Genomic DNA, 15,049 nt, shown 5'->3' with positions numbered 1-15,049 from the left:
TCGGCTCATCCCTGAACCTCTCGCGCCTTGCGAAACTTTTCCTGCAATTGCTCGATGGCAGTCTCTAAGGGGATTCCCTCACCCCGCGATAGTTCCGCCTCCGCTTCCTCCACGCCTGAGCGCACCTCCTCCACCCACTCCCAATAATGCTGGCGTGTTTGAGTCAAAGTCTGGAGGGCTTTTGTAATCACCTCTTCCGGCGAGCTAAACTGCCCCAATGCTAATTGCGCTTCGATCAATTTCACCTGCTCAGGACTCAAAGTAATATTCATAAAAATCTCCGGGAGTCTCGCTGACACAAATCCCTTTTCTAAGAATAGCGCTACTTTCTGGGCAGTGCGATCGTCTTAAGCGCCGATCGACGTGCGGTGACGTGTACTGTCTTATTTTTGAGTGAGGTACGACGCTAATTCTGGAATTTCACCGCCGCGCTGCCACTCGGCTTCCCCGCGCCGCACTTTGGTTCTGGCTGTGATTTCCTCAATCTCCCATAATTGCAATCTGGTATAGGGCCCTTTGGCTTCACCGCTGCGAAACACGTACCATTGAGGAACTTCAGGAGTTGGCTGGGTCGATCGTCTTAGGATCGCGAATTAAATAATTTACACTCTTGAAAGTGGGTTGGGCGGGACGCCCGCCCTTTCTGGACGGGCGGGACGCCCATCCCACAAGAACCATCACGCATGGTAAGTTATTTAATTCTCATTCCTTACTGACAAGCGAATTTCAAAGGTGGCATCCGCCACGTGATTTATCCGTGGAATCAATCCAAAATCTAAAATCGAAAATCCTCAAGAAAGAGCATTTATCTCGCGCAAGTCAATCTAAAATCTAAAATCTAAAATCTAAAATCTAAAATCGATTGGCTTCATCCGATTCATTCCAGTTGTCGCTTTGAGCTGATTTAGTTCTTGTTCTACCGGATTAGGAGAGGCTGAATTAGAATTGGGCGATCGCTTTTTCTTAGCCTGCGGCTTACCTCTAGCAATTTCTACTTCGCGCGGCCACCCCCAGAAATGCCACAGCGCCACCCAAACTAGCGCCACGGCAGATCCTAAAATCTCTTCTTGTGTTGAGGATACACCATTGTATTTGGAGAAATTGTTAAAAAAAGCAATTCAAGAGTTAGAAACAATTCTTCAGCAGAGGAATCAGAGGAATGAATTACCGCTATAGTTTATTAATTCAATCGTCACAAGAGGATGGACTGTATTTGGTAAGACTGCCAGAGTTTGCAACAATTGCAATGCAGCCCTGTACTTATGGGAAAACTTATGAAGAAGCGATCGCCAATGCTAAAGAAGCGAGCTCCAGCTACCTTGAGTATTGCCAAGAAGAAGATTTAGTGCCTCCGAGTCCGGCAATCGTGGCAGCTTAAATAAAAGTCGATCGCCCTTTTTGACTCAGAACAAAAGAGATATCGACTTTTCCATATCAAAAAGAGCGATCGCACTTGTTGACAAATTCCAAAAGGGCGATCGCCTTTGGTTGAGAAAAAGCAAGAAAGGGCGATCGCACTTTTTGACTTATTCCAAAAGGGCGATCGCACTTTTTGACTTATTCTAAAAGGGCGATCGGCTTAGTTGTCAAGTAGGCACGGTTTGGGATAAACTAATATAAATGCTAATTTGAATTTTGAGGAAATTCTATGACAGCAGTGATTGCGGAACATATTGAAATTACTCCGGGTGTTTGTGGCGGTAAACCGCGCATTGCCGGACATCGGATTAGGGTTCAAGATGTTGTAATTTGGCACGAAAAGATGGGAATGTCTCCTGATGAAATTGTGTCGCGGTATCCTACAATTACTTTAGCAGATGTATACGCAGCCTTGACTTATTACCACGACCATCTTGAGGAAATTCGACAACAAATTCGAGATAGCGATGCTTTTGTGCGGGAATTGCAAGCAAAAACTCCTTCCAAGGTACAGCAGAAATTGAGAGGGCAGAATCTTGGAAAAGATCCGATTTCATTGTGATGAACAAGTCGAACGGGCGATCGCAGAAGCTTTAAGAAGGCGCGGTATTGATGTCACGACTACACCAGAATCCCGACTTTTAGGTGCTACCGATGAAGAACAGTTAGCTTTTGCCATTTCTCAAGAACGAGCAATCTTTACCCAAGATGATGATTTTTTAGCAATTCATCAACGCGGTTTAGAGCATTGCGGTATTGTTTACTGTCACCAAAACAGCCGTTCACTGGGTGAAATTGTGCGCGGTTTGATTCTGATTTGGGAGGTACTTGAACCGTCGGATATGCAGAACCATATAGAGTTTATTTGAAAAGGTCGATCGCCCTTTTTGACAAATTCCAAAGGGGCGATCGCACTTGTTGACAAATTCCAAAAGGGCGATCGCCTTTGGTTGAGAAAAAGCAAGAAAGGGCGATCGCACTTTGTGACAAATTCCAAAAGGGCGATCGCTCTTTTTTGAGAAAGAGGAACTAAGGGCGATCGCTAATCTGCGCTTACAAGCAAGGATCTCGCAAAATCTTCCCATCGCAAAAAATATTAAATAACAAAATTTGATAATTTTTGTTATTATGGGGGGTAATAGTTGACTCAAATAGGTGACTCAACATCATGAATATATCCTTAACTCCTGAACTAGAGCAGTTTGTTCAATCAACAGTCAAAAACGGTAGGTACTCATCTGCTTCTGAAGTGATTCTGGCTGGGTTACAATTGCTAAAAGAACGAGAAGTTTTAGTTGTTTTAAATCCGGTTTCGTCCGATGAGAAGCAGAAACCCAGCTATGATTTCTCTGATTTGGTGGGGCGATTAACTTGGCAGGGAGATGCAGTAACAATGCAGAGAAATCTACGCGATGAGTGGTAATCGCTATGTGTTGGATACGAATGCGATCGTTGCTTTGCTTCAAGGGAATATTCAACTGGTTGAATTGCTTAAAGATGCGGATTAGATTGGAGTTTCAGTTATTAGCAAAATTGAGTTTCTGGTATTTCCTGGGTTGACTCAAGACGAGCGTCAGATTTTTGAGCAGTTTCTGCAACGAGTGGAGGTTCTTGGTTTAGTGGCGATGGATGCTGTCTTGATTGAGAAAATCATTGAAATTCGCCAGCAACATCGCTTGAAACTACCAGATGCGGTTATTGCAGCAATGGCAATCCAAAATTCAGCAACTTTGGTGACAGCCGATCGAGAGTTTGCAAAGGTAACAAGTTTAACGGTAATTAATTGGTAGCGATTGCCCTTGGTTGAGAAAAAGGAGTAAAGGGCGATCGCACTTGTTGACTAATGGTAAAGGGGCGATCGCCCTTTTTGTCAAGTACACATAATTTGAGATCAACTAATTCTAAAAATATTCCCTAAATATCGCCCCTTCCCCGACAATTTGAATGAACATCATGTCCCCCCCTTCTTAAGGGGGGCTAGGGGGGATCAATCCAAGACTAAACGACCCAACCATGAATTTCAATGCACATCTTGTCCCCCCCTTCTTAAGGGGGGTTAGGGGGGATCAATCCGAGACTAAACGACTCAACCATCCACCTCAACCAACATCCAGTCCCCCCCTTCTTAAGGGGGAGTAGGGGGCAAGCTAAGGGGGGATCAGTCCGAGACTAAGCAACTCAACCGAGAATTTCAACTAACATCTTGTCCCCCCCTTATTAAGGGGGGCTAGGGGGGATCATGCCAAAACTAAACGACTCGAACTTCCACCTACCATACAACCCAAAACTCATCCCCATCGCCAAACAACTGCGGAAAAATCCAACTCCATCATAAAAAAAACTGTGGCAAAATTTTCTCAGAAATTCCCTTTTCGAGTTTTGAGACAGCGCCCCATCGACAATTTTATTGTAGATTTTTATTGTGCGGCTTTACTGTTAGTAATTGAGATTGATGGGGAGAGTCATTTTACGGAACAAGGGAAACTATATGATGCAGAAAGAACCGGGATTTTACAGGGGTATGGATTGAAGGTTGTTAGGTTTACGAATGTTGAGGTGTTGCAGAGTTTTGAGGGGGTTTGTGGGGAGTTGTTGGGTTTGATTGAGGGTGATTTTTGAGGCTAGATCACCCTGGCGCCCCCCTTAAGAAGGGGAGTAGGGGGTGGGACATGAGGGGAGGGGAGTTGAATGGGTGGCTGGGTGCGATCGAGGCGATCGGATAAAATATTAGGCAACATAATTTAATTGTACTATGGAAAAGTTGACTCAATATCGATCGCGCGATGCGTAAAAAGAGCGATCGACCTTTCTATACCAAAAGAGCGATCGACCTTTCCATATCAAAAAGAGCAATCGACCTTTCCCTGCCAAAAAGGGATCTCGCTCTAGTTGTCGAGTAGACATGATTTGGGATAAACTAATATTGTCTCCTTGGCTCGGCTATAATAGTCCTCGTATCATTCTTTAAAGAACCTTTATGCCAGAAGTTGCACGATTTTACGGAATAATCATCAAAATTTTCTTTGGGGATCACCCACCTCCTCATTTTCACGCAGTTTACGGTGAGTACAACGCTTTGATCGGTATTGAGTCTTTAGAAATTATAGAAGGAGATTTACCGAATCGGGCCCAAAAGCTGGTAATAGAATGGGCTACGTTGTACCAGAAAGAACTGCTGGATATGTGGAATAGCCAAGAATTTAGTAAACTTCCACCATTAAAATAACTCCGATCTGTTTATGAAACCTGAACGCATTGTTTCTGCTAAAGCTATTGACGATCGCACATTGATGGTTAAGTTTACCAATCTAGAATTTAAAAAATACGACATCTCTAAGTTATTAGATAATCCGATGTTTACGACCTTAAGTAATCCTGGGTTTTTCCGAAATTTTACAGTTGAACCTGGTGGTTATGCACTGGTTTGGAATGATGAGATAGATATCAGTGAATATGAAATTTGGCAGAAGGGAATTAGTTGCACAGAGGAGGAAATTGAGCGATATATTGAATCTATTCATCATGTTGCTCGCTGAGAAATAAGACCCGATTCTTCTGAGCGATCGACCTTTCCATACCAAAAGAGCGATCGACAATTTTATTGTAGATTTTTATTGTGCGGCTTTACTGTTAGTAATTGAGATTGATGGGGAGAGTCATTTTACGGAAGAAGGGAAACTATATGATGCAGAAAGAACTGCGATTTTAGAGGGGTATGGATTGAAGGTTGTCAGGTTTACGAATGTTGAGGTGTTGCAGAGTTTTGAGGGGGTTTGTGGGGAGTTGTTGGGTTGGATTGAGGGTGATTTTTGAGGCCAGATCACCCTGGCGCCCCCCTTAAGAAGGGGGGGACATGAAGGAGGATAGATTGTTCGCTAATTCCAAGCATCGCACTTTTTGACTTATTCCAAAAGGGCGATTCCCTACGGGATAGCTCCGCTTCACGACCTTGTAGTTTATCAAGGCTAAGCAGCCATCGGGCAAAGGCTCAGAGTTGAACAATCAACTTTAATTCTCGGTCGCAGTTCAACTTGAACTAAAGTTTTGAATTCTTCATTTTTGGGGGCAACTAAAAATTCTAATTTACCGTTAATATAATCATTAATTTCAATAAAGTTCACGAGTTCAAAACACATAATACCTACAGTGGCATCGGCTATCTTTAATTCAATTTGAACTGATTTTTGAATGATATTCATTCCAAATTTGAGGGTGACACCTAATGAATCTGTCACTTCATAACACCAATAGCCATCGGAGGGTTGGGAATCTTTTGGTTCTTCACAAAATAATTCTAGAAAAGCTAGTTCATCAAATCCCTCATGTAAATTGATTTTTGCCATTTTCTTACCTAAGATATTGAGTTATTTTCCATAGATTATAGCACTGAGAAAGCGGCGAGTTCCATCGGGCAAGACTTCCCATGAACTTTGGACTTGGGCGAATTTTCCGGTTCTGCCCGGTAGAGCGTGAATCTCTAAGCTCTGTATCTATTGTAGCCTCTTCTCCTGTAGTGTGGTTTGTATAAATATTAATAAATCGCTCAACAATATTACTTTCTTCTTGGACTGCTTGTTCTAGATGAGTTTGAATAAATTGACGAGATTCTGAATCGTCATCAAATCCCAAGCGATTTAGTTGTTGTCTATTTTGTACCGCTCTTTTTGAGTTATGAGCGTCTGGCTTTATGTTGACATTGAATAAGTAATCGAGCTTGCGATCGTTAATGATGCAGGGTGTTTTTGCGTCGGTGGGTCGATCGGATTGTGTCAATGGCTGATTTTTAAAATATAGATTTTGGGAATTGTAGGATTATATCATTTTGGCAGTTTTTTCATCCTACAGCACGATCGCACTCACAGCCCCAAAAAGGCGATCGCCCTTTTTGACTTATTCCAAAGGGGCGATCGCACTTGATCGAGAAAGAGGAGTTAAGGGCGATCTCGTCACATTTTATCTGTAATGGTTGTGTTCTGCATTTTGGCAATCACGCTATATTCTTCGGGTCAATATTTGGTTGTGGATCGACCATATTTATTGGTATCGTCATGAGCAATGAATACGCCTGGATTAGTGCCCAAGCTGGGGCAGCAACTATTTTGGGTACAATTAGTTTGCCAGCAACGTATATTACACCAGCAGCTTTCATCCAGTCTGGCAAGTCTTCAGTTGTTTGAGGGACTCTTTGAGGTTGTTCAGCTTTTGGATCTGGCTCGAATCCATAAATACCTTTTAATTCCAACTTGAATGCTCCTTTAACTTTAATATCCTTACCAATCTCCAGTATAGATTGTTCAATTTCTATGGTGAAGTCCTTCGGTGGTTCTAGCTTTAGATCAATTTTGTTGCCTTTTCCATCATCTAACAGTGTAACTCCAACAGCAGTAACAGCATCTGCTACCTCAATTTTTCTTCTTGCTTGCTCGAAAGCCCAAGCTAAATCCACCTTACCTAACGACTTTTCTCTATAGGCTTTTTGTAGGTTATCAAGCGTTAGCTTCATCTGAGGATCTTCATCTGTTTTATCGCTTTCAACTGTTGCTTGAATTTTTTCAGTTAAATTTGTAAGTTCAAACCAAAGTCTGCCTCCTGGAACTGGTACAAAAGAGGTTTTCCAAATCTTATAAGAAGCTCCAAAATCAACTGGAGTCTCCAATGCCCGAGGAGGAACAACCCAAGGAAATTGAAAAATGGGTTTTACTCCACTTTTGACAACACCAATCGGTTCTTCCTTAATAGGTGTTACTCCACTTTCGAGAACACTAATCGGCCCGGCACTACCCCCGCCATAAGCCTGCTGAAATTTGCCAAGAACAGAAAGCGTGTAATTAGCAATACTGGGATATTGAACACCATTGGTATATTGTGGGCTTGTGTTATTGTAAAGATTGGGATTACCTGAATACCAAGCTGATGCCACACGACGCACAGCAATATCAACATTACCACCACTAGCAGCTATAGCTTGTTGATAATATTGATTCAGCTTGTAATCAACAATTTTTAGCTGAAGGTCTGGACTATTCAAGAATTGATTAGCAGTAATCTCATACCCTAGCGCTTCACGACTCCAAGAAGGAATATTTGCGGGCATCACTTGAGCAATTCCCAAAGCCCCTGAATCGGGGTTAACAGCTTTGTAATTGTAGCCGCTCTCTTGCCCAAAAATAGCTGTCCTTAAAGCAGCAATAAGCGACTGATTACCTCCAGTATTTCCATTATTTCCAGTATTTCCATTATTTCCACCCGATGAACCAGGCTGCTGATAACCAGGCGGATAACCGATCATATAAGCACTAGGAACCCAGAGATTTTGACCTTTAACTTTCAACCACAAAGAATCAGGCTGACCATTCCACAAATCATTCACAGGTTCGCCGTAAGTCCAACCATCAAACTCCATCCATGCCTGATAGGGAATACTTGTCGAACTCCGATCGCCAAATTGAGGACTATTGCGAAGATTGACCCCTTTCGTTGCCCCAACCTGAAGACTAAAGTTCTGCCAATTAATATTACTAACAGGGGCAGGCGTAGGAGACGGGGAAGTTGTCGAAGCAGATCGCCCCTTTGTCTCATAAATGGTCACTTGCTGACCATTCCAGATCATAATCGCCCGTTCAAACTCCTGACGGAAAACACCACCACCCTGATCCTGCACACCAGTAATGGCATTCCCCACTTGCGGATACTGTCTCGCCGCATCCAAGAACATCTGACGCACATTATCTGTAGCACTTGGTAAACTCTCAGGAATATCCCCAGCCCCCCAAATCAAACCCTGGCTAGAAACATTCCCGATCGCGCTTGTTGCACCCGTATTTACATCGATCGCAATCTTCCGGCGATCGGAAGTATAAGCCCTAAGTTGACCATTCTCCCAGCTCAGACCATACACTTCCAGCAAACCCAAATCGCCTATATAGCGCGAATTACCCGTCGCCAAATTGAAAGCAACGAGGCGATCGTTCAACGAAGTATTAGGACTACTAACCGTTGCAAAAATCTCATTAGCCCCGTTGAAAAGCAAATCTCCACTGCTAGGCCCGCCCAAATTTCCAATCAAATTCATCTGACCATTATCAGGCGAAATCTGAAACAAATTGCCATTTCCCTGATCGGCCCCGTAGAGTCGGCCATCGGCCGAGAAAGTCAGAGAATTGAGAGTCCCTCCCGCCAAAGGCCCGACATATCGTTCGGCACCCGTAGAGGGATTTATCTCATACAAACCGTCATAGAAAGTACAGCCGTAAAGCTTACCATTGGGAGCAACTGCCAAATCAGTAAAAGCACGACCTTGGTATATTTTATGCGAAGCACCCGTACTCTCATCAACCTGCAAAATCTCTCCCGCATTCGTTGACAAATAAACCGTATTATTGGTCGGTTGCTGTGAAACTGGCGGTTGTTGATATTGCTGCGCGGGCGCTTGTGCGGGCGGTAATAAAGGCGGGCGACTTCCAGGGTAGCCCCCCGTCCAAGCACTCGGTACCCAATAAGTCCCACCGTTATATCGGAAGCGATACCATAAAGCATCCGCTTCTCCTGTGGTTAAATCGCTAAGCTGTTCGCCGTAAGTCCAACCATCAAAAGTTAGCGTATCACCAGTCTTGACAACATAATTACTTCGATCGCTCGTATTCGGACTATTACGAAGAGTAATCCCATTTGATGAAACCACCCAAGCAGTAAAGTTTTCATTAACAATATTGACAGCCCGTTCTACAGGCGTTACCTTCCCTTCACCACCCCAAGTCGTAGGTTTCAAGAAAGCTGTGGGCTGATAAACTTCCCCTGTCGTCACACCAGCCAAAGCCAAAGCCGCCGCCATATTCAACAACCCTGCACCCGTCTCTCCATCCCAATTAGGCTCCTTCAAATCAGTCGCCGTAGACTTGAGAATATCAATCACTTGGCGATAACTCAACTGCGGATTCGCCGCCCAAACTTGCGAAACAGCACCCGTTACCTTCGCAGTCGCCACCGAAGTCCCCGCCATCGTACCAACTCCATCGCCAGTAGTGGACAACACTGGATTTTCCACTGTCCCCCCGTCGGCCATAATATCCAAACCGGCACCGTAGCTGGAATAGTCGGCGCGATCGTAAGCTTTAGAAAGTGCAATTTCATCATTAACTCGTTCCGCCGCACCGACAGTAATAATGTTGTCAAATTCCTGCGAAGCTTGACCCAAAACAGACATCACACCGCCATCGTTACCAGCCGCAACTACCAGCAATACATTATGCTGACGCGCATATTCGATCGCACTTCTTTCCTCCGGCGTAAATTCATAGCGAGTAGTAACGTTACCATCTGGATTGATTTGAGTTAAATCTAAACTCAGGTTGACAACAGCATTCGGTTGATTCGACTCGATCGCAGTATTGACAAATTCAACCAAAGATTCCGCCCACTGTCCAGAACCGATCGCACGCCCCACCCACAAAGGCGCTTTATCGTTCACCCCATCAATGCCCACACCATTGTTTTGAGTTGCGCCAATAATGCCTAAAATGTGCGTACCGTGTTCGTTGCCTTCACCTGTCGCCAGTAAAGGGTTAGCATCATTAGAAACGCGATCGCGCCCTAAAATAATCCGTGAGTAATCAATATCGGGATTATTGCCGCTGAAACCCGTATCAATTACACCCACTAACGGCTGATTTGCTACAGGAAACTCCAACTGTACAGGTTGAATAGGTTCGACTGGTTTAGGTGCGACTTTCACTACCATATCTTCCAGCCGCGAAATCAACGCCGCTGTATTATCCGAAATAGGAGTCGCCCCAGTTTGCACTCTCAACTTCTCAGTCATGGTTTCTAAACGAGCAATCAAAGTGCGATCTATAATACTCTCCTCAACAATATCCGCACTACCCAAATTACTCAAACGCTGTTTAATGCTATCCAACCGCGCAATCCAATCAGCATTGACATTATTATTGTTTTGTGCTACTTCCTGCTTAACCGGTTCAGTCACCGCCGCAGTCGAATTATTCTCAATTGGTTTTGCAACAGTTGGAGAAATTGGCAATAACTCTTTTGGTGCAGCATCATTAACACCAGCAGTCTCAGTCTGAGTAACTATCTCCTTGTTCCGCAAGTCTACAGCAGTATTCGTACCTACAACTGGCATAGTTTTCGCTGCTGTCGGCGGCACAATCGCTGGAGTTTCTTTCGGCTCAATAGCCACTGTTGGCTGACTTTCCTTCACCGACTCTACAGGATTTGCGGCTACAACAACTTGAGGAGTTTCAGTTTTCTCTACCTCAGTTACTAAAGCCGGCTTTGTTTCTACTTTCGCCTGAGTTTCCGCTGGCAAAACTTCGGGTTTTGTTTCTACCTTTGTCAGAGTTTCCGCTGGCAAAACTGACGGCTGAGTTTCTACTTGTGTCAGAGTTTTCGCTGGCAAAACTTCGGGTTTTGTCTCTACCTTTGTCAGAGTTTCCGCTGGCAAAACTTCGGATTTTGTTTCTACTTTTGTCAGAGTTTCCGCTGGCAAGACTTCGGGTTTTGTTTCTACCTTTGTCAGAGTTTCCGCTGGCAAAACTGACGGCTTTGTCTCTACCTTTGTCAGAGTTTCCGCTGGCAAAACTGACGGCTTTGTTTCTACTTTCTCAGTTGGTATCGTTGCAGCAACTTCCGTCTCAGTAGTAGATTTAGCTGGCAAAGTTGGCATCGCTGGTGCTTCGGTAACTTGGTCTTTTACCTCAGTTGTCGCTGCGGGAATAGGCGTTTTTTCAACTGGTAAATTTTCAGTCGAATCCGCCACAGTATCTTTGCCAGCAGTTGGTGTAGTTGTCGCACCTGTTGTCGGCTTTGTATCTACCTTTTCGGTAGTTTCAACCTGAGTCGAATCACCCGAATTATTCGCAATATCTTTGACTTCTTCCTCAGTCGTCACCGCTGGAGTAGTAGGCTTTCCATCTACCTTTTCGGTAGTTTCAACTTGAGTCGAATCACCCGAATTATTCGCAATATCTTTGACTTTTTCCTCAGTCGTCACCGCTGGAGTAGTAGGCTTTGTATCTACCTGATCCGTTGTTTCAACCAGAGTCGAATCACCAGAATTATTCGCAGTATCTTTGACTTCTTCCTCAGTCGTCACCGCTGGAGTAGTAGGCTTTGTATCTACCTGATCCGTTGGTACAATCTTGGTTGCATCAGTAGTATCTTCGTCGGTAGTAGCGGTAGGCGCTGGAGTGGTGGGAGTCTCTATATCTGAAGTTGATGGATTCAGAATTTCCTTTTCTAAATCATCCAGTAAATCTGATAATTCAGCATCTACATTTGGTTTTGCTTCCGGGGTAATGTAAGGTTTCGCATAAGCAATAAGTGCCTTGCCCAAATCAGTTTTTCGCCACTCTTTATCCGGGTTAATCACAGTATCAAGCAAAGCAGCTTTTGCCGTCGCACCCCGCACTTGGAAAATGATATCGTTGTAATCCCTGTCAGTCCCCGAATCTAACCGCATATCCTCCATGACAAAGGTATTGCCTTCTCCCGTGACATCCGCAATTTGACCAAAGTGAAATCCCGCCACAGGATTCGCCATTGCCATAGAAAATAAAGGACGTTGAGCGCCGCCAACAGTCGGATTATCATACACAGACTTTACACTACCGTTGGGTACTAACATCACCCCATATTTACCCCCAGCAGTTACGGCAAAACTCTTGACTCCTAGGTAGACTCCTTCGTTGGCATTACTCTCTCCTAACCAACCGGAAAATCGTGCACCTTCTGTAGCATCATTAATCACTACATGACCTTTCACCGAGTTACTTAAAGAACGCGCAGCTACTTCTTTAATGAATGCTTCCGAACCAGGTTCAAATTTGTCTAAATCGTCTAAGCTGAAAATAGCTAACTCACCTTGGAACCTCCCACCATCAAATGTGTAGTCTATACTGATGCGACCAGTTTCATCGGTAGTAAATACCCCCGATGTAAAGGGAGAAATTAACTTTTTATCCGTAGTCGGTTCGGGTTCTTTTTGGGTTTCAGTTGTTGCTATGGTAGTAGTTGAATTCTCTTTCTCTGTTTCTTCCCCGTTGCTAGTGTCAGTATTTGTGTCGTCTTCGGGCTTGCTGGCATCTGGGGAAATAGTAACTACAGTCTCGCCTGTTTTTGGTTCTTGAGTGGCAACTGTTTCGCCTGCAACTGCATCTGTTTTGGCGGCGGCTGTGCTATTTAGATTGTTTGTGGCAACAGTTTCGCTGGGTTCTTCGGGTGTTGAAATTGCCGAATCGGTTGGCTTGTCTTGTGCGATTTCCCCCGCTGATGTAGTCTCTTCACTTGTTGGCAGTTCTTCGCTAGCAAATTCAGTCGTGGCTACAGGTTTTTCCGGTTCAGATGTGAGAGTTGTTTCGGAGGTGTCTGGGACTGATTTTTCGGTAATTGTTGATGTTGTTTCAATTGCCGAGTCAGTCGTGGAAATAGGTTCTTCTGGTTCAGACGTGAGAGTTGCTTCGGAATCTGTAGTAGCTGGTTTGTCGGTAGTTGTTGATGTTTCTGTGGCAGATTCAGTCGTTGCTACAGGTTTTTCTGGTTCAGATGTGAGAGTTGTTTCGGAGTCGGTAGTGACTGGTTTGTCGGTAGTTGTTGATGTTGTTTCTGCGGTGACAGTCTTGTCTTCAACAGGAGTTCCTGTAATTACATCTATGTTTGCAGTGGGTTTTTCCGAAGTTTCGGCGCTGTTTGAGGGAAGTAGAGAATCTGATTGTGCACCGGTGAGGGTGTCTGCGTCGGATGATTTTTGAGTGCTAGTTGGTGCTAAATTCAGCGTGTATTTGATGTCGCCACTGATTTGCAAAACTTTGACTGAATAGTCTCCGGCTAGTAAGCTGTCAACACTAATTGTTTCTGCACTGGTTCCCGCGTTTGTGGAACTGTAAAGTGGTGCGCCACTAGAGTTTAACAAAAATACGTCGGCATTCCCGCTCAAACCGTCGATCGTGAATTTGAAACTTCCCGGACTGTTGAGGTTAAATTTGTAAAGGTCAAAAATATTTGTAGTGTCAACACTACCTGTGTAGGTTTTGCCGTCAGCCAATGCCCCGATGTTAAGTTCAGTCATACTACCCCTGAAAAATAGTTGGTTGAAAACGCTCTTAATTATCTATCTGGGGGAAGTTGAGGTTTTTATGCGAAGCGCGGTGAATCGTTACATAAGTTTACATTAGGGTTGCCGATCGCCCAAAATTTGCAATCTACCCGCATTTAATGTACTTGGTGATGTTGCTTCAAACTCTTGTGAGGTGGGCAGGAGAGTCCGCGCAAATCTACAATGTAAATGCAGCAAATCTTAGTGGCGCTTAGGTTTTAAAGGGGCTCAGTGCTCTGTGGGAACCATACCCTACAAGTGCGATCGCCCCAGACAATCCCTTATCCCCTACAATAAACAAGCAATTATTATATTTTGAGTTATCCTGTGAGTCCTACTGCCGAAGTCAGCAATACCCTAAATGCGGGCGCCCTACCAACCGTTACCGCTACCGCAGCCCGCCGCGCTGTTTTTCCCTTCACTGCAATTGTTGGCCAGGAGGAGATGAAACTGGCGCTGCTGTTGAATGTCATCGATCCCAAAATTGGCGGAGTGATGATTATGGGCGATCGAGGTACTGGTAAATCTACCACAATCCGCGCCCTCACTGATTTGCTGCCGGAAATTGAGGTGGTGGCTGACGATCCTTTTAACAGTCATCCCACTGATCCTGATTTGATGAGCGATGAGGTGCGCGATCGCACTTTATCTCAAAGTGAGATTAAAATCGCCCGCAAAAAAGTCCAAATGGTAGACTTGCCTCTGGGCGCTACCGAAGACCGAGTTTGCGGTACGATCGACATCGAGAAAGCTTTGTCGGAAGGTGTTAAAGCTTTTGAACCAGGTCTTTTAGCTAAAGCTAACCGCGGCATTCTGTACGTTGATGAAGTCAATTTGCTCGACGATCATTTAGTCGATGTTTTGCTCGACTCCGCCGCCAGCGGTTGGAATACTGTGGAAAGAGAAGGCATTTCGATCCGCCACCCGGCTAAGTTTATTCTCATCGGTTCCGGGAATCCAGAAGAAGGAGAATTGCGGCCGCAGTTGCTCGACAGATTCGGGATGCACGCAGAAATTCGGACTGTAAAAGACCCGAATTTAAGAGTGGAAATTGTCGAACAGCGATCGAGTTTTGACCAAAATCCGCCGGAGTTTCTCGCGAAATATCAGCACGAACAAGATGATATGCAGCAGAAGTTGGTGGAAGCTCAGGAAAGATTGAAATCGGTAACTATCGATCGAGAGTTGCGGGTAAAAATCTCCCAAGTTTGCGCGGAATTGGACGTAGACGGGCTGCGGGGCGATTTGGTGACGAATCGGGCTGCGAAAGCTTTCACGGCTTTGGAATGCCGCACGGAGGTGACTGTGGACGATATTCGCCGGGTGATGACTCTGTGTTTGCGGCACCGGTTGCGGAAAGACCCGCTAGAATCAATAGATTCGGGGTATAAAGTGACTAAAGTGTTCGATCGGGTATTCGGCCTAGAAACAACTGAGGGGTAATTGGTAATTGGTAATTGGAAATGGGTAATTGGTGGTGATGAAACCTTCCCCAAATTTTCATACCTAATTCCCCATTTC

The 15,049-nt window shown here is 44.6% G+C and carries 20 protein-coding genes; 13 read left to right on the top strand and 7 right to left on the bottom strand.

What is annotated here, in order from left to right; translation table 11 throughout:
* Positions 1–5: 5 nt before the first annotated feature.
* From QUB39_RS05815 to QUB39_RS05805, 3 genes are all read right to left on the bottom strand, one after another.
* Complete coding sequence (locus QUB39_RS05815) at positions 6–272, bottom strand: hypothetical protein (protein WP_333054717.1); 267 nt, start codon at positions 270–272, stop codon at positions 6–8.
* 111 nt (positions 273–383) lie between these two features.
* Positions 384–539 carry a GYF domain-containing protein gene (locus QUB39_RS05810; RefSeq protein WP_333054718.1) on the bottom strand — a complete coding sequence of 52 codons (156 nt, stop codon included), beginning with the start codon at positions 537–539 and terminating at the stop codon, positions 384–386.
* 306 nt (positions 540–845) lie between these two features.
* Positions 846–1,046 (bottom strand): hypothetical protein, encoded by a 201-nt coding sequence (locus tag QUB39_RS05805; protein ID WP_333054719.1) that lies wholly within the window; start codon positions 1,044–1,046, stop codon positions 846–848.
* A gap of 113 nt (positions 1,047–1,159) precedes the next feature.
* On the opposite strand from QUB39_RS05805, the gene QUB39_RS05800 reads away from it, so the two are divergent.
* The 8 genes from QUB39_RS05800 to QUB39_RS05765 all read left to right on the top strand — a co-directional run bounded on the left by QUB39_RS05800 (position 1,160) and on the right by QUB39_RS05765 (position 4,038).
* Positions 1,160–1,378, top strand: a complete 219-nt coding sequence (locus QUB39_RS05800) for a type II toxin-antitoxin system HicB family antitoxin (protein ID WP_333208226.1) — start codon at positions 1,160–1,162, stop codon at positions 1,376–1,378.
* Positions 1,379–1,398: 20 nt separating this feature from the next.
* Positions 1,399–1,566, top strand: a complete 168-nt coding sequence (locus QUB39_RS05795; RefSeq protein ID WP_333054722.1) for a hypothetical protein — start codon at positions 1,399–1,401, stop codon at positions 1,564–1,566.
* An 82-nt stretch (positions 1,567–1,648) separates the two neighbouring features.
* Entirely contained in the window at positions 1,649–1,981 is a 333-nt protein-coding gene (locus tag QUB39_RS05790; protein WP_333054723.1) for a DUF433 domain-containing protein, read from the top strand.
* A complete protein-coding gene (locus tag QUB39_RS05785; RefSeq protein ID WP_333054724.1) occupies positions 1,956–2,288 on the top strand; it encodes a DUF5615 family PIN-like protein in 333 nt (110 codons plus the stop codon). The genes QUB39_RS05790 and QUB39_RS05785 overlap by 26 nt, the downstream gene beginning before the upstream one ends.
* A gap of 18 nt (positions 2,289–2,306) precedes the next feature.
* A complete protein-coding gene (locus QUB39_RS05780; RefSeq protein ID WP_333208227.1) occupies positions 2,307–2,438 on the top strand; it encodes a hypothetical protein in 132 nt (43 codons plus the stop codon).
* A 149-nt stretch (positions 2,439–2,587) separates the two neighbouring features.
* Positions 2,588–2,842, top strand: coding sequence for a type II toxin-antitoxin system ParD family antitoxin (locus QUB39_RS05775; protein ID WP_333208228.1), 255 nt, complete (start codon positions 2,588–2,590; stop codon positions 2,840–2,842).
* A gap of 85 nt (positions 2,843–2,927) precedes the next feature.
* Positions 2,928–3,209, top strand: a complete 282-nt coding sequence (locus QUB39_RS05770) for a type II toxin-antitoxin system VapC family toxin (protein ID WP_333344058.1) — start codon at positions 2,928–2,930, stop codon at positions 3,207–3,209.
* 553 nt (positions 3,210–3,762) lie between these two features.
* Entirely contained in the window at positions 3,763–4,038 is a 276-nt protein-coding gene (locus tag QUB39_RS05765) for an endonuclease domain-containing protein (RefSeq protein ID WP_333208229.1), read from the top strand.
* 147 nt (positions 4,039–4,185) lie between these two features.
* Here the strand turns inward: QUB39_RS05765 and QUB39_RS05760 are convergent, their stop codons facing one another.
* Positions 4,186–4,323 carry a hypothetical protein gene (locus QUB39_RS05760; protein WP_333103360.1) on the bottom strand — a complete coding sequence of 46 codons (138 nt, stop codon included), beginning with the start codon at positions 4,321–4,323 and terminating at the stop codon, positions 4,186–4,188.
* 73 nt (positions 4,324–4,396) lie between these two features.
* On the opposite strand from QUB39_RS05760, the gene QUB39_RS05755 reads away from it, so the two are divergent.
* From QUB39_RS05755 to QUB39_RS05745, 3 genes are read left to right on the top strand one after another with little or no spacing between them, the layout of a single operon-like run.
* A complete protein-coding gene (locus QUB39_RS05755) occupies positions 4,397–4,645 on the top strand; it encodes a DUF4160 domain-containing protein (protein ID WP_106332426.1) in 249 nt (82 codons plus the stop codon).
* A 13-nt stretch (positions 4,646–4,658) separates the two neighbouring features.
* Entirely contained in the window at positions 4,659–4,955 is a 297-nt protein-coding gene (locus QUB39_RS05750; protein ID WP_333103361.1) for a DUF2442 domain-containing protein, read from the top strand.
* A gap of 13 nt (positions 4,956–4,968) precedes the next feature.
* On the top strand, positions 4,969–5,232 hold the full coding sequence (locus QUB39_RS05745) for an endonuclease domain-containing protein (protein ID WP_333485033.1): 264 nt from the start codon (positions 4,969–4,971) through the stop codon (positions 5,230–5,232).
* A gap of 152 nt (positions 5,233–5,384) precedes the next feature.
* Here the strand turns inward: QUB39_RS05745 and QUB39_RS05740 are convergent, their stop codons facing one another.
* Both QUB39_RS05740 and QUB39_RS05735 read right to left on the bottom strand, forming a co-directional pair.
* Positions 5,385–5,762, bottom strand: a complete 378-nt coding sequence (locus QUB39_RS05740) for a hypothetical protein (RefSeq protein ID WP_333103363.1) — start codon at positions 5,760–5,762, stop codon at positions 5,385–5,387.
* Positions 5,763–5,766: 4 nt separating this feature from the next.
* Positions 5,767–6,192, bottom strand: a complete 426-nt coding sequence (locus QUB39_RS05735; RefSeq protein WP_333103364.1) for a hypothetical protein — start codon at positions 6,190–6,192, stop codon at positions 5,767–5,769.
* A gap of 49 nt (positions 6,193–6,241) precedes the next feature.
* On the opposite strand from QUB39_RS05735, the gene QUB39_RS05730 reads away from it, so the two are divergent.
* Positions 6,242–6,382, top strand: a complete 141-nt coding sequence (locus QUB39_RS05730; RefSeq protein WP_333208230.1) for a hypothetical protein — start codon at positions 6,242–6,244, stop codon at positions 6,380–6,382.
* A 24-nt stretch (positions 6,383–6,406) separates the two neighbouring features.
* Here the strand turns inward: QUB39_RS05730 and QUB39_RS05725 are convergent, their stop codons facing one another.
* Positions 6,407–13,501 carry a S8 family serine peptidase gene (locus QUB39_RS05725; protein ID WP_333208231.1) on the bottom strand — a complete coding sequence of 2,365 codons (7,095 nt, stop codon included), beginning with the start codon at positions 13,499–13,501 and terminating at the stop codon, positions 6,407–6,409.
* A gap of 354 nt (positions 13,502–13,855) precedes the next feature.
* Here QUB39_RS05725 and bchI point away from each other — a divergent pair, with 354 nt between their 5' ends.
* On the top strand, positions 13,856–14,971 hold the full coding sequence (bchI, locus tag QUB39_RS05720; RefSeq protein WP_333208232.1) for a magnesium chelatase ATPase subunit I: 1,116 nt from the start codon (positions 13,856–13,858) through the stop codon (positions 14,969–14,971).
* Positions 14,972–15,049: the final 78 nt, after the last annotated feature.

Origin of the sequence: Microcoleus sp. AT8-B5 (assembly GCF_036705565.1) — a bacterium.
Taxonomy (GTDB): Bacteria; Cyanobacteriota; Cyanobacteriia; order Cyanobacteriales; family Microcoleaceae; genus Microcoleus.
Note: the sequence above shows the minus strand (reverse complement) of the source record. Positions and strands in the feature narration are given on the sequence as shown.

Coding starts and splice junctions, on each gene's coding strand:
- QUB39_RS05815 (WP_333054717.1), bottom strand. CDS start 272: ATGAATATTACTTTGAGTCCTGAGCAGGTGAAATTGATCGAAGCGCAA.
- QUB39_RS05800 (WP_333208226.1), top strand. CDS start 1,160: ATGAATTACCGCTATAGTTTATTAATTCAATCGTCACAAGAGGATGGA.
- QUB39_RS05790 (WP_333054723.1), top strand. CDS start 1,649: ATGACAGCAGTGATTGCGGAACATATTGAAATTACTCCGGGTGTTTGT.
- QUB39_RS05775 (WP_333208228.1), top strand. CDS start 2,588: ATGAATATATCCTTAACTCCTGAACTAGAGCAGTTTGTTCAATCAACA.
- QUB39_RS05760 (WP_333103360.1), bottom strand. CDS start 4,323: ATGTCTACTCGACAACTAGAGCGAGATCCCTTTTTGGCAGGGAAAGGT.
- QUB39_RS05755 (WP_106332426.1), top strand. CDS start 4,397: ATGCCAGAAGTTGCACGATTTTACGGAATAATCATCAAAATTTTCTTT.
- QUB39_RS05750 (WP_333103361.1), top strand. CDS start 4,659: ATGAAACCTGAACGCATTGTTTCTGCTAAAGCTATTGACGATCGCACA.
- QUB39_RS05740 (WP_333103363.1), bottom strand. CDS start 5,762: ATGGCAAAAATCAATTTACATGAGGGATTTGATGAACTAGCTTTTCTA.
- QUB39_RS05725 (WP_333208231.1), bottom strand. CDS start 13,501: ATGACTGAACTTAACATCGGGGCATTGGCTGACGGCAAAACCTACACA.